The 12440-nt window shown below is 65.1% G+C and carries 10 protein-coding genes; 4 read left to right on the forward strand and 6 right to left on the reverse strand.

The genetic code is table 11. The annotated features are described in order from the left end of the window. Positions 1-34: 34 nt before the first annotated feature. Positions 35-430 (reverse strand): OsmC family protein, encoded by a 396-nt coding sequence (locus tag ASC94_RS14280; protein WP_056395816.1) that lies wholly within the window; start codon positions 428-430, stop codon positions 35-37. A gap of 36 nt (positions 431-466) precedes the next feature. Then, positions 467-1108 carry a uridine kinase gene (gene udk, locus ASC94_RS14285; RefSeq protein ID WP_056395819.1) on the reverse strand — a complete coding sequence of 214 codons (642 nt, stop codon included), beginning with the start codon at positions 1106-1108 and terminating at the stop codon, positions 467-469. Between the two features lie 51 nt (positions 1109-1159). Between udk and ASC94_RS14290 the strand changes: the two genes are divergently transcribed. Continuing rightward, a complete protein-coding gene (locus ASC94_RS14290) occupies positions 1160-1804 on the forward strand; it encodes a hypothetical protein (protein WP_157201450.1) in 645 nt (214 codons plus the stop codon). An 87-nt stretch (positions 1805-1891) separates the two neighbouring features. Next, on the forward strand, positions 1892-2887 hold the full coding sequence (locus tag ASC94_RS14295) for an alpha/beta fold hydrolase (protein ID WP_056395823.1): 996 nt from the start codon (positions 1892-1894) through the stop codon (positions 2885-2887). 200 nt (positions 2888-3087) lie between these two features. Here ASC94_RS14295 and ASC94_RS14300 read toward each other — a convergent pair whose 3' ends face one another. The 4 genes from ASC94_RS14300 to ASC94_RS14315 form a co-directional block, all read right to left on the reverse strand. Further along, positions 3088-4143, reverse strand: coding sequence for an aldose epimerase family protein (locus tag ASC94_RS14300; RefSeq protein WP_056395827.1), 1056 nt, complete (start codon positions 4141-4143; stop codon positions 3088-3090). Next, positions 4143-5087 carry a glycoside hydrolase family 43 protein gene (locus ASC94_RS14305; protein WP_056397889.1) on the reverse strand — a complete coding sequence of 315 codons (945 nt, stop codon included), beginning with the start codon at positions 5085-5087 and terminating at the stop codon, positions 4143-4145. Before ASC94_RS14305 ends, ASC94_RS14300 begins: the two co-directional genes overlap by 1 nt. A gap of 21 nt (positions 5088-5108) precedes the next feature. After that, positions 5109-6461 carry an MFS transporter gene (locus tag ASC94_RS14310; protein WP_056395830.1) on the reverse strand — a complete coding sequence of 451 codons (1353 nt, stop codon included), beginning with the start codon at positions 6459-6461 and terminating at the stop codon, positions 5109-5111. A gap of 155 nt (positions 6462-6616) precedes the next feature. Further along, positions 6617-9220, reverse strand: a complete 2604-nt coding sequence (locus ASC94_RS14315; RefSeq protein WP_056395833.1) for a TonB-dependent receptor — start codon at positions 9218-9220, stop codon at positions 6617-6619. Between the two features lie 205 nt (positions 9221-9425). Between ASC94_RS14315 and ASC94_RS14320 the strand changes: the two genes are divergently transcribed. Together ASC94_RS14320 and ASC94_RS14325 are read left to right on the forward strand one after the other, a co-directional pair. After that, a complete protein-coding gene (locus tag ASC94_RS14320) occupies positions 9426-10208 on the forward strand; it encodes an ABC transporter substrate-binding protein (RefSeq protein ID WP_056395836.1) in 783 nt (260 codons plus the stop codon). Between the two features lie 96 nt (positions 10209-10304). After that, entirely contained in the window at positions 10305-12437 is a 2133-nt protein-coding gene (locus tag ASC94_RS14325) for a bifunctional 2',3'-cyclic-nucleotide 2'-phosphodiesterase/3'-nucleotidase (protein ID WP_056395839.1), read from the forward strand. Positions 12438-12440 lie beyond the last annotated feature (3 nt).

The following is a 12440-nucleotide window of genomic DNA, read 5'->3' on the forward strand; positions in this document are numbered from 1 at the left end:
TGCAAAGTCACGTTTATTGCATCCGGGCATTGAATCATATCCGGATGACCGGGACGCCAGTGCGGATAGTGTTGTGGACCTCGGCCACAGCGTCGGTTTCGCGCAGCAGCCTGGCGATGTCTTCTGCGGAGGCAGCCGAGCGGATGGCGGCTGTGTAGCGGATGTCGCTGGCCGCCAGGCCCACGCCGGCGAATTCGGCGCTGGCTTGTACGTGCGCGCCGTCGATGGCGATGCCCAGGCGCTGCGCTTCGCGGTACAGGTCATTGCAGTAACAGGTGGCCAGCGCCAGCATCAGGAATTCGCCGCCATTCACGGCCGAGCCCTGCCCGGACGGTTTGGCTGGAATGGACAACGCTTGCGCGCTGCCGCCCGTTGCCACCGACACCGAGTGCCCTACCGCCGAACTGTCCACCGTTGCAGAGATACGCATGTACCCTCCCGCATGAACAACTTCACAACGTTTGGCTCAGGGCCGCGTCAGCTGGCCGATAATGCTTGCCACCTTGGTGGTGATCACATCGACTGCCGGCCCGTTCGCGCCATGCGGAATGATCACGTCGGCATGCCGCTTGGTCGGCTCGATGAATTGCTGGTGCATCGGACGCACCGTTTCCAGATACTGGCCGACCACGCTTTCCACCGAGCGGCCGCGCTCCGTGATATCGCGTTGCATGCGGCGGATGAAGCGGACGTCGGAGGCGGTATCGACAAAAATCTTCAGCGACATCATTTTGCGCAAGTCGGCGTCATACAAGGCGAACAGGCCTTCGATCACGATGACCGGGGCCGGCTTGACCGGAATGGTGCGGTTGGAGCGGTTGTCGATCGTGAAGTCGTACTCCGGCATCTCGATCGATTCGCCATTGCGCAAGGCCTGGACGTGCTGCACCAGCAATGGCCAGTCGAATGCCTGCGGATGGTCGTAATTCTGCTTGCGGCGGACTTCGGGGGTGAGATGGGTTTGGTCGCGGTAGTAGTCGTCCTGCATCACGACCGAGACCATGTCGGCGCCAAACGAAGCGAGTACCTGCTGGGAAACCGTAGACTTGCCACTGCCGCTTCCGCCCGCGACGCCAATTACAAAGGGATGGGAAGAAATCTTGTTCATGCCGAATGATACCGGAACCGTAGCCGGACTGATAGGGACCGGCGGTTCCACTTGCCTCATGAAGAATTTCGCAATACCGCATTGTGTTGTGCCAGAATTAGCTCCTCAACAACATTCCGGACCCTGAACGTGCAGCTGACATCCCTGACCAAGCACTGTGCCTCCCGCTGCGCGCTGGCGGCGGCCGGCGCGGCCTTGCCGGCGCTCGCCCCGGCCGATACGCCGCCGACAGCGCGGACGCAATCCGAGAGCACTTTTGCGTTCGGCGACGTCAGCATCAAGCAGTCCTACAATTCCATGAAAGACCCCACGTCGCCCGAATTCAAACTGCGGGTCTACAACAAGGGCAAGCTGGTACTTGAACTGAACGATGCGGGCTTCGATAACTTTTATCCCGCGCCGGACAATCAAGCCTTTGTCGGCTTGTCCAATCAGGGCTGGCCGGCCACGGCCGCCATCGTATTCGACAAAAACGGAAAAGTTCTGCTGCTGGCCAGGCACGGGACCACGCGCTTTGGCTACTGCATGGAGACGTCAACCTTCCTCAAGCTGTGGTACGACGCCCAAGACCCGCAAGTCCGTTTCCTGTCCGCCAAGCCCGCGCCCGGCAAGGCGCCCGGAATCACGCTCAGGGACTGCAAGGGCGCGACGGTGAACTTGCTGGACATCGTTTCCGGAGCGGCCGAACGCCGCTAGGCCCCGCCAGCGCGACCCGTCAGATTTTTCACCAGCAGTAAAGGTTGTGTGCCAAAATTAGTTTTTCACCAACATGCCCGAAAAGACATGAACGTCAAAAAACTCGCCGTCCTCCTCGCCGCCTGCGCGGCACATCCCGTCTTCGCGGCCCCCTCCTTCGCGCATCAGGCCGCCTTCTCCAAGCCCCAGCAACTCATCGACATCGGCGGCCGCAAGCTGAACCTGCATTGCAGCGGCAGCGGGCCGGTCACCGTGGTGTTCGACTCGCCGACCACCGATGCCGGCTGGAGCTGGACCGGTGTGCAGCCGCACATCGCCAAGCGCACCCGCGCCTGCGTGTACGACCGCGCCGGCCTGGGCTTCAGCGATCCCTCGCCGCGCGAAGGCATCTCCGGCAATGCGGTGGAGGATCTGCACGCCCTGCTGGGCAAGGCCGGCATCGCGCCGCCGTACGTGCTGGTCGGCAATTCCTATGGCGGCGCCAACGCGCAGCTGTATGCCTACCGCTATCCGGATGAAGTGAAGGGCCTGGTGCTGGTGGAGCCGCATCATGAGGACGAGACCGCGCGCCTGGACAAGGTGGTGCAGGGCAAACTGAAGGAGGTCTACGCGCAGCAGAACGCGGAGGAGAAGGCGTGTGCGGAGAAGGCCGAGCAAGGCTTCCAGCCGGGCAGCGATGAGCTGAAGCATTGCATCGGCCAACTGCCCAATGGTTTTGGGCCGGAGCTGGCGCAAGCCTACCTGGGCGTGGTGTCGACCGCCAGGCACTGGCGCGCGGCCACCTCGGAGGACTTCAATCTGGACAAGTCCGAGGATCAGTTGCGCGCGGCGCGGCGCAGCTTCGGCAATATGCCGGTGCTGGTGCTGACGCGCGGCGTGAGCCCGTTCGCCGTGCCGGGCAAGCCGCAGAGCGCCTTGAACAAGGCGTTTGAGAATGAGAACCGCAAGATGCACAAGGAGGTGGCGGCGCTGTCGAAGCATGGCAGCGAACGCGTGGTGCCGGGTGCCGGACATATTATCCAGGCGGATAAGCCGCTGGCGGTGGTGAAGGCTGTTAATGAGGTGCTGGATAAGCTGCGCTAGCGGGGACGGCGGCGGTAGCGGCGGCGGGTTACGGCGCTTTGCGCCTAACCCGCCCTACGGAAGCGTGAAGGCGGCGGTTGGGGATGTTGCGTCCACGCGTAGCGCGGCATCACGCGATGCGGCTGTTGCGTGCATGCGCTGCGGCTGTGCGTAGGGCGGATTAGCGGGGCGCACGCCCCGCGTAATCCGCCATTGCCCGCTCAGCCCGCGCTGAAGCGGTACAGCGACTCGGTGAAATAGGTCTCGCCGGGCCGCAGGATGGTGCCCGGCCACTCCGGGTGGTTGGGCGAGTCCGGATGGTGCTGGGGTTCGAGGCACAGGCCGCTGCGGTATTCGTAGCTGCGGCCCTTGCCTTTCAGCGTGCCGTCCAGGAAGTTGCCGCTGTAGAACTGCAATCCCGGTTCGCGCGTGAACAGTTCCAGCACGCGGCCGGACTTTGGGTCGCGCAGCGTGGCCGCCAGGCCCAGCTCGCCGCTCTGGTTGTTGAGCACCCAGTTGTGGTCGTAGCCTTTGCCGTTGGCCAGCTGCGTGTCGGCCTCGTCGATCCGCGAGCCGATGGCCTGGCCTGCGCGGAAGTCGAACGGCGTGCCGGCCACCGGCGCCAGCTCGCCCAGCGGGATGGATTTGCCGTCGATCGGCGTGTAGCGGTCGGCCTGGATGGTGAGCTCGTGGCCCAGGATGTCGCCCTGCCCGGCCAGGTTGAAATAAGCGTGCTGCGTGAGGTTGACCGGCGTGGCCTGGTCGGTCACGGCGGTGTAGCGCACGCGCAGTTCGCTGTCGTTGTTGAGCTCGTACACCACTTCCACGCGCAGGTTGCCGGGGTAGCCCTGCTCGCCGTCGCGGCTCAGGTAGACCAGGGTCAGGCCCACCGAATCCGGGGCCACGAAAGGCGTGGCCTGCCACACTTGCTTGTGGAAACCCTGCGCGCCGCCGTGCAGGTGGTTGTCGCCGTCGTTCACGTCCAGCTGCACGGTGCGGCCGTCCAGCTCGAAGCGGCCGTGCTTGATGCGGTTGCCGTAGCGGCCGATCAGGGCGCCGAAGTACGGCACGTCGCCGCAGTACGGCGCCACGCTGTCGAAGCCGTGCGTCACGTCGGCCAGGCGGCCGTCGCGGTCCGGCATGTGCAACTCGGTGATGATGCCGCCGTAGTTGGTGATCTTCACCAGCATGCCGCTGCGGTTGGTCAGCGTGTAGAGGTTCACCGCTACGCCGTCCGTGGTGGCGCCGAATGGCGCTTCAGTGATACGCAGTTCCATCACGCCTCCGATGCTTTTCCGAACAGCGGCATGCCCTGCTGGTCCCAGCGCAGGGCTTTGACAAAGGTATGGCGGTCCGGGTTCCACAGCGGATCGCCCACGATTTCCGTGTAGGTACGCGCGTGGTAGACCAGCAGCACGTCCTCGTCGTCGCCGTAGGTGAAGCTGTTGTGGCCGGGGCCATAGATCTTGCCGTCGTAGCAGGTGCGCAGCACCGGCTGCGCCGACTTGGTCCACGAGGCCGGGTCCAGCAGGTCGGCGTTCTCGTCGGCCCACAGCAGGCCCATGGCGTAGTTCTCGTCGGTGGCGCTGGCCGAATAGCTGATGAAAATCTTGCCGTTGCGCTTGAGAACGGACGGGCCTTCGTTGACCCAGAAGCCGCGGATCTCCCAGTCGAACTCCGGCTTGCTCAGCATCACCGGCGGGCCGCCCAGCTGCCACGGCGTTTTCATGGGCGCGATGTAGAGGTTGGAATTGCCTTCGATGGCCACGTCCTTCTGCGCCCACAGGTAGTACAGCTGGCCCTTGTGCGTAAAGGTGGTGGCGTCCAGGCAGAAGGTGTCGATGCCGGTGTCGATCTGGCCCATGAACTCCCACTCGCCTTCGAGCGGGTTGGCGTTCTGGTTGCGGATGGCGTACATGCGGTGCTGGAACAGCTTGTGCTTGATCTCGCGGCTGGGCGCGGCGGCGAAGTAGACGTACCACGCGCCCTGGTTGTAATGCAGCTCGGGCGCCCAGACCAGCTCGCTCCAGGCGCCGCTGTCCGGCTTGAACCAGACGTCCACCTTCTCAGCCTCGGCCAGGCCGGCGATGGTGCGCGCGCGGCGCAGCTCAATGCGGTCGTACTGGGGCACCGAGGCGGTGAAGTAGTAATAGCCGTCGGTGTGCTTGTAGATGTAGGGATCGGCGCGTTGCTCGATCAGGGGCTTGAGGGTTTCCGCCACGTGGTTCTCCAATTTCAAAAGTCAGCCTGCAACATAGCCTTGCGATTTCATCTCGGCCTTCACTCCAGTGTAGTAGGTATCGCTGATGCGGTATTTGAACATCAGCAGGCCCATCAGGAAGTGGAAGAAGCCGGGAATAATCGACAGCATCAGCGCGATGCCAGTGAGCGCAAACGGCGTCTGCTCCTGGTTCGGCTGGTAGTTAAAGTAAGTCAGCAGCACGCCCACCAGCACGCCGGCGATGCCCATGCCCGCCTTCTGGCACACGGAAATGCCGCCGAAGGCGAAGCCGGACACGCGCTTGCCGGTCTTCACCTGGCCGTAGTCGATGGTCTCGGCAATGGCCGACCAGAACACCGGCGCATGCAGGTCCACCACGAAGGACAGCAGGAAGTACAGCACGAAGGCCAGCATGATGTCGCCCGGTTTCACCAGCGCGTAGATCAGCACACTGATCACGGCCACGCCGATCTGGGTGTTGCGGAACAGCTTGACCTTGCAGTAGAACTTGGTGATCCAGGTGGAGGCGATCATGGACAGGATGGCCGCGCCCACGCCGATGGACATGAAGGTGGACACCACGGCCGTGCTGCCGCCCAGGTAGTACTTGGCGTAGTAGATGGCCACCGAGCCGCGCAGCACGTAGCCGATGGTACCGGTAACACAGGCGCCGCACAAGATCAGCCACTGGTCGTTGCGCAGCAGCAGCTTCATTTGCAGCCACAGCGACTGGCGCTCGACCACGTGGGTCACGCGCTCGGTGGTGGTAAAGAAGCAGAACAGGAACAGGGCCACGCCCATGGCGGCCATCACGGCCATGGCGGCCTGGTAGCCCACGGCCGGGTTGCCGCTGCCCCAGCGCTCGGCCAGCACCGGCACCACGATGGTGACCAGGAAGCCGGCGATCTTGGCGAAGAACAGGCGGTAGCCATTGGCCGACAGGCGCTCCTGCGGGTCGCTGGTCAGGCTGCTGGGCAGGGAGATGTAGGGAATGCCCACGCCGGCCGTCATGATGGTCATCAGGATGTAGGTGGAGTAGGCCCACAGCAGCTTGGCGTCGTAGCCCCAGTCGGGCGTGGAGAACACGAAAAACACGCTGATGCCGTAGGGCACGGCCAGCAGCAGGAAGTACGGGCGGTAGCGCCCCCAGCGGCTGGTGTAGCGGTCGGTGATCTGGCCCATCACCAGGTCGGCGGCGGCGCCGACGAATTTGACCACCAGGAACAGCATGGCCAGGTCGGCCGTGTGCAGGCCGTAGATGTCGGTGTAGAAGAAGGTGATGATCAGCATCATCGACGAGATCACCACGTTCAGCGCCATGTCGCCGGCGCCGAAGCCGATTTTTTCCAGCGTGCTGAGCTTTTGGGTATGCATAGTTGCTCCGATACTTTTAATGTACAAGAGCCGCCGGGGCGACAGGGCCTCGGCGGCTCGCGGCGGGTTGGCGGATTGGCGGGCTGCGGCGCTGTGCGCCTGACCCGCCCTACGCCCTGCGCCATTGCGCCATTGCGCCAATTTTCCGGCGCGGGTTACATCTTCCAGCGCAGCGACAGGCCGATGGTGCGGTCGTAGCGGCGCACGTCGCGCGGGTTGGTCTCGATGCCGTGGTAGTCGTTGTACGTGCGGTCCAGCAGGTTTTCCACGTCCAGCGTCACGCCCATGTTGTCGTTGATCTTGTACGACAGCGACGCATCGGCGGTCTTGATCGGCTTGACGATCAGGTCCAGGCCCAGGGCGCGGTAGTTGTACGTGTCAACAAACTCGCTGCGCCAGTTGTAGGCCACGCGGGCCGACCACGGGCCGCGCTCGTACAGGCCGACGATATTGTAGGCGTTCTTCGACATGCCCTGGAAAGGATTCTTCTTGCCGTCCTCCATCAGGTGGCCCTTCATGTACGTGTAGTTCGCCTCCAGGCCGAAGCCGCTCAGCCAGCCGGGCAGGAAGTCGTAGAACTGGCGGTAGCCCAGCTCGATGCCTTCCAGCTGGCCGTCGTTCACGTTGCGCGGACGGTCCATGCGGTAGGTCTTGCCGTCGATCTGCTCCAGGCTCAGGCGGCGGATGATGTAGTCCTCGAACTTGTGCTTGAAGACGGTGGCCGTCACGCTGCCGGTCGGGGCGAAGTACCATTCCAGCGCCGCGTCCATGTTCTTGCCGGTGATCGGCTTGAGGTCCGGGTTGCCGCCGTTGCCGCCGTAGATGCCCTCTCCGTCCGGCGTGGTGCCCAGCGACACGCCCGGGTTGAAGTCGCCGAAGGCCGGGCGCTGGACCGCCTTGCCGGCGGTGAAGCGCGCCACCAGGTCCTTGCGCAGCGTGGCTTTCAGGGTCATGTTGGGCAGCACGTCGGTCGAGGACACGTCGCGGTTGACCGCCACCGGATTGCCGTTGATGTTGCTGAAACCGTTCACGCTCAGGTCGGTGCGCACCACGCGCACGCCGGCGGTGCCGTCGAACTGCACGCCGAAGGCGTCGAAGCCGAAGCGGGTCTTGCCGTAGAAGGCGGTGGTGTCTTCACCGTTGCTGAACAGCGAGTACGGATCGGGCGCGGTCCTGCCGTCGCGGCCATACATCTTGCGCAGCTGGGCCAGGTTGCCGTGCAGGTAGCCGGCGCAGGCAACTTGCCAGCTGTTCATGCCGTAGTCGTTGGCCAGCTGCATGGATGGGCACAGCAGGCCGGGGATGGCGGCCGGGGACGGCAGGCCGGCAGGCGCCGGCAGGAAGTTGTTGCTCTCGTGCTGGTAGCTGGCCTTGCGCTGGGCCAGGCGCACGCCGCCGCTGAATTCGCGGAAGAAGCGCTCGTCGCCATTGTTGTAGATGGCGTCGGCGCGCCAGTCGTTCGACTGGCCGCCCGCAGCCTGCCAGTTGTCGATCAGGGCGCCCATCTTGTAGTTGGCCGGGTTGGTCATGTCGTAACCCGGGTAGTTGAAGTAGGCGCCGCCGTTCACGTACGTGCTGCCTTCGATCTTGGTGGGGCTGGCGTTCAGGTCCAGGATGGGCATGTCCTGCTTCCAGCGGCTGTTCACGCGCGAGAACTCGGTGGTCAGGCGCAGGTCCGGGGTCACGTCCCAGCGCGCGCCGATGGCGCCCTGGTGGCTTTCGGAGTCATCCTGCGGGGCCTGGTTGGAGCTCAGTGCGAACAGGCCGTTCGGATTGCTGGACGAGACGGTGGCAATCTGCTTGGTGCCGGGGAAGAAGGTGTAGGTCGAGCCCGGGTTCCAGCCCACGCCGCCCAGGAAGAACTGGCGTTCCATGTCGTGGTCGATGCGGGTGGACCAGCCTTCGGCGTACAGTTCCACCGTGCGCGACGGGCGCCATTGCAGGGCCCAGTTGGCCGACAGGCGCACGCGCTTGCCCAGCGCGTTCACGTGGCCCAGGTCGACCGGACCGGTGGCGGCGGGGTCGCCCGGCACCAGGTGGGCCGGCGGCGCGCTCCAGGTGATCTCGTCGTGGTAGTTGCCCTTCTGATAGGACAGGCCCAGCAAGGCGCCCACGTCGCCGAAGTCGGTCTTCCAGCGGTTCGACACCATGCCCGACACTTGCGGGTCGTTGGTGTTGGCGCGGTTGCGGTTTTCCACGCGGCCGGCCAGGTTGGCGCTGAAACCCTTGAAGTCGAACGGACGCGAGGTGCGCACGTCGATCACGCCGGCGGTGCCGCCTTCCACCATGTCCGCGCTCTGGGTCTTGTAGACGTCCACGCGCTGCAGCATGGTGGTCGGGATGTCGGCCAGGAACAGGCTGCGGTCGCGGGCCGTGTAGATCTCGCGGCCGTTCAGCAGGGTCACCAGGCCAGGCAGGCCGCGCACGATGATGGAGCTGGCTTCCCCGGATTCGCGGCGCAGCTGCACGCCGGACACGCGGCCCAGCACTTCAGCCACGTTCTTGTCCGGGAATTTGCCGGCTTCTTCGGCGACGATGGAGTCAATCACCTCGTCGGCGTTGCGCTTGATGGTTTGCGCGCTTTGTGCGGCCTTGCGCACGCCGGTCACGGTCACGACCGGTCCCGCGTCGCCCGCCGGCGCTTCCTGCGCCCAGACGGAGGCGCCGCTCAGCAAGCCGGCTGCCAGCAGCGAGCCCACAGAAGCTTTCAAGATAAAAGTATAGTTTTTGGCCGCAATCGGGCCGGTGGTCCGTTCCATAAGGTCTCCGTCTGTTTTAATTATGTCGGCAGGCCGGGGGGCTGCCATGTCGGAAATCATCTTATGGGGTCATGCGAATTCAATCCAATCAATTTTTCACCATTTCCGATACCGTTTTAGATATCATTCCGCCAGCCGCAAAGCTGCGACATTACCATACGGCCGCACTATACTGGACCCACCGCCCCATATGGAAAGGACGATCGTGCGGAAATCGCTCACGCTGCTGCCTGTGCTGCTCGCCCTGCTGGGTGGCGTGCGGCCGGGGTGGTGTGCCGAACAACAGTTGGATGCTTACAACACCTACCTGTCGCCGCCCTTCCTCAACCCGGATGGCAGCGGCATCGCGGCCGACCTGGTGGCGCGCCTGAACGCCCACCTGGAGGGCGCCTACCGGCTGCGGCTGCGCCACGTGCCGCGCCAGCGGCTGATGCTGGCCGGCATGCGCAATCCGGCCGGTTTCGACGGCGTGGGCCTGCTGCTCACGCCCGCCTTCGTCAACGACGACACCCGGCCGCGCTTCCTGTGGAGCGAGCCGGTGTTCCACGACTACAACGTGCTGGTGTTTGCCGCCACGGCCGTGCCGCAGCTTGAATCGGTGGACGATTTGCGCGGCCTGCGCTTCGGCGCCATCATCGGCTACCGCTACCTGAACCTGGAGCGGCTGCTGGCCGACGGCGGCCTGCGGCGCCAGGACACCGGCGCCGAGCGCCTGAACCTGCGCAAGGTGGCCCTGGGGCGCGTGGACTTCACGCAGATGAACCGCCTGCTCTACAGCGCCATCGAAAGCGAGTCCGAGTTCGCCGGCAAGCTTGCCGCCATCCCGGAACCGGGCGCGCCGCCGTTCGCGCGGCGCCTGTTCGTGGGGCCGCACCGCAAGGAACTGCTGGCGCGCCTGAACGCCGCCCTGGCCGCCCTGCCCTGCGACCAGGCCTGGCGCGCCAGCGCCACCCGCCACCATATCGCGCTGGCGCCTTGCGCGCGCTAGCCGCCCCGTGTCAACTGCCGCTGTCAACTGTCACGCGCTTGTCATTCAATCAATGTAGAGTCTCGTCGTTACCCATTTACCGACGGAAGCACTGCAATGACCAATAATAAGACACTGGCAGCGGCCATGGCCGCCATCGCCGCCACGGCCGCCGCCGGCCTGGCCGGCTGCTCCAACGACGCCGCCCCGCCCGCCCCTGCGCCGGCCCTGTACGCCGAAGGCACCACGGTCACGCTGGCCCTGCTGGAGACCACCGACCTGCACGCCAACGTCATGAGCTACAACTACTACTCGCTGGCCGAAGACGCCAGCCTGGGCGTGGAGCGCACCTCCACCCTGGTGCAGGCCGCGCGCGCCGAGTTCCCCAACAATATCCTGCTCGACAACGGCGACACCATCCAGGGCACGCTGCTGGGCGACCTGCAGGCCGTTACAAGCCCGGTGCCGTGCAGCGCCACGCTGGCCATCCACAAGGCCATGAACAGCATGAAGTTCGACGCGGGCGGCATGGGCAACCACGAATTCAACTATGGCCTGCCCTACCTGAGCCAGGTCACCAATACCGAATTCGGCATTCCCGGCGTGAGCAAGCCCGCCGGCAACTGCGGCGCCCCGGCCTTCCCTCTGGTGCTGACCAACGTCACCGGCGTGGCCAGCGAGAAGCCCATCTTCTCGCCCTACACCCTGCTGGCGCGCGAGTTCGCCGGCACCGGGCCGGACGGCAAGCCGGTCAGCGTGAAGCTGAACGTCGGCGTGATGAGCTTTGTGCCGCCGCAGATCCTGGAGTGGGACCAGAAGAACCTGGCCGGCAAGGTGGCCGTGTCCGGCGCGGTGGAGGCGGCGCGCAAATACGTGCCCGAGCTGCGCGCCAAGGGCGCCGACCTGGTGGTGGCGCTGTCGCACGGCGGCCTCGATACCAGCACCTACAGCCCGAAAATGGAAAACGCCAGCTACCACCTGACCGCGCCCGGCATGGACATCGACGCGCTGATGATAGGCCACTCGCACCTGATCTTCCCGAAAGGGAAAGAGACCGGCGCCGCCGCGCTGGACCCGTCCTTCGCCGCGCTGCCGGCCAGCGCCAACGTGGACGGCGCCAACGGCTTCGTAAACGGCGTGCCCACCGTGATGGCGCAGAGCTGGGGCCGCCGGCTGGGCATCATCAAGATGCAGCTGGTGTACCAGGGGGGCAAATGGGTGGCCGTCCCGGGCAAGACCACGGTGGAATCGCGCGGTTTCAAGTACACCGACGGCACCACCAACGTGAAGGCCGATCCCGCCATCGCCGCGCAGGTGGCAGGCGAACACGCCGCCACCATCGCCTACGCCAAGCAGCCGCTGGGCGTGAGCACGGACTTCCAGATGTCGGCCTACTTCGCGCTGGCCGGCGACGTGAGCGCCATCCAGCTGGTGAACCAGGCGCAGATCGACTACGTGAAGAACTTCATCGCCACCAGCACCGACGCCACCCTGGCCAGCTACAAGTCCATTCCCGTGATCTCCTGCAGCGCGCCGTTCAAGGCCGGCCGCAACGGGCCGTCCGACTTCACCGACGTGGCGCCTGGCGCCAGCGCGGCGGCGCCGGTGGGCCTGCAGGTGCGCAATCCGGGCGACCTTTACCTGTACAGCAACAACAACCTGCAAGCGGTGAAGATCAAGGGTTCGGACCTGAAAGCCTGGCTGGAAACGGCCGCGCGCCAGTTCGGCCAGATCGACCCGGCCAGGACCGCCGAGCAGGATCTGGTGCCGAGCTACGGCACCATCTATAACTATGACGTGTTCTACGCCGAGAACAACGAGCTGAAATACCAGATCGACGTGACCAAGCCGGCCGGCAGCCGCATCGTGGGCCTGAGCTACAAGGGCAAGCCGGTGGCGGACGGGGACGACTTCATCGTGGCCACCAACGACTACCGCGCCGGCGGCGGCGGCGCGGTGCCGGGCATCGACGGCAGCAAGACCATCATCAAGTCGCCGGATGCGAACCAGACCGTGGTGAGCAACTACCTGCAGGCGCTGGGCAAGAGCACCGGCAAGGTCAGCCTGGCGGCCAACGGCAGCGCGCGCAGCTGGAGCTTCGTGAAGGTGGCCACCGCCGGCCCGGTGATCCTGCGCTCGGCGCCGGGGCATCTGGCCCAGGCCAAGGCCAGCGGTCTGGCCAGCGTGACGGCCGAGGGCGGGCTGGATGCCAGCGGCTTCGCGAAGTACACCATAGACCTGAGCAAGTGATAC

It is taken from the genome of Massilia sp. Root418 (genome assembly GCF_001425265.1).
GTDB lineage: Bacteria > Pseudomonadota > Gammaproteobacteria > Burkholderiales > Burkholderiaceae_D > Rugamonas.

Coding starts and splice junctions, on each gene's coding strand:
- ASC94_RS14315 (WP_056395833.1), bottom strand. CDS start 9,220: ATGGAACGGACCACCGGCCCGATTGCGGCCAAAAACTATACTTTTATC.
- ASC94_RS14325 (WP_056395839.1), top strand. CDS start 10,305: ATGACCAATAATAAGACACTGGCAGCGGCCATGGCCGCCATCGCCGCC.
- ASC94_RS14310 (WP_056395830.1), bottom strand. CDS start 6,461: ATGCATACCCAAAAGCTCAGCACGCTGGAAAAAATCGGCTTCGGCGCC.
- udk (WP_056395819.1), bottom strand. CDS start 1,108: ATGAACAAGATTTCTTCCCATCCCTTTGTAATTGGCGTCGCGGGCGGA.
- ASC94_RS14280 (WP_056395816.1), bottom strand. CDS start 430: ATGCGTATCTCTGCAACGGTGGACAGTTCGGCGGTAGGGCACTCGGTG.
- ASC94_RS14300 (WP_056395827.1), bottom strand. CDS start 4,143: ATGGAACTGCGTATCACTGAAGCGCCATTCGGCGCCACCACGGACGGC.
- ASC94_RS14295 (WP_056395823.1), top strand. CDS start 1,892: ATGAACGTCAAAAAACTCGCCGTCCTCCTCGCCGCCTGCGCGGCACAT.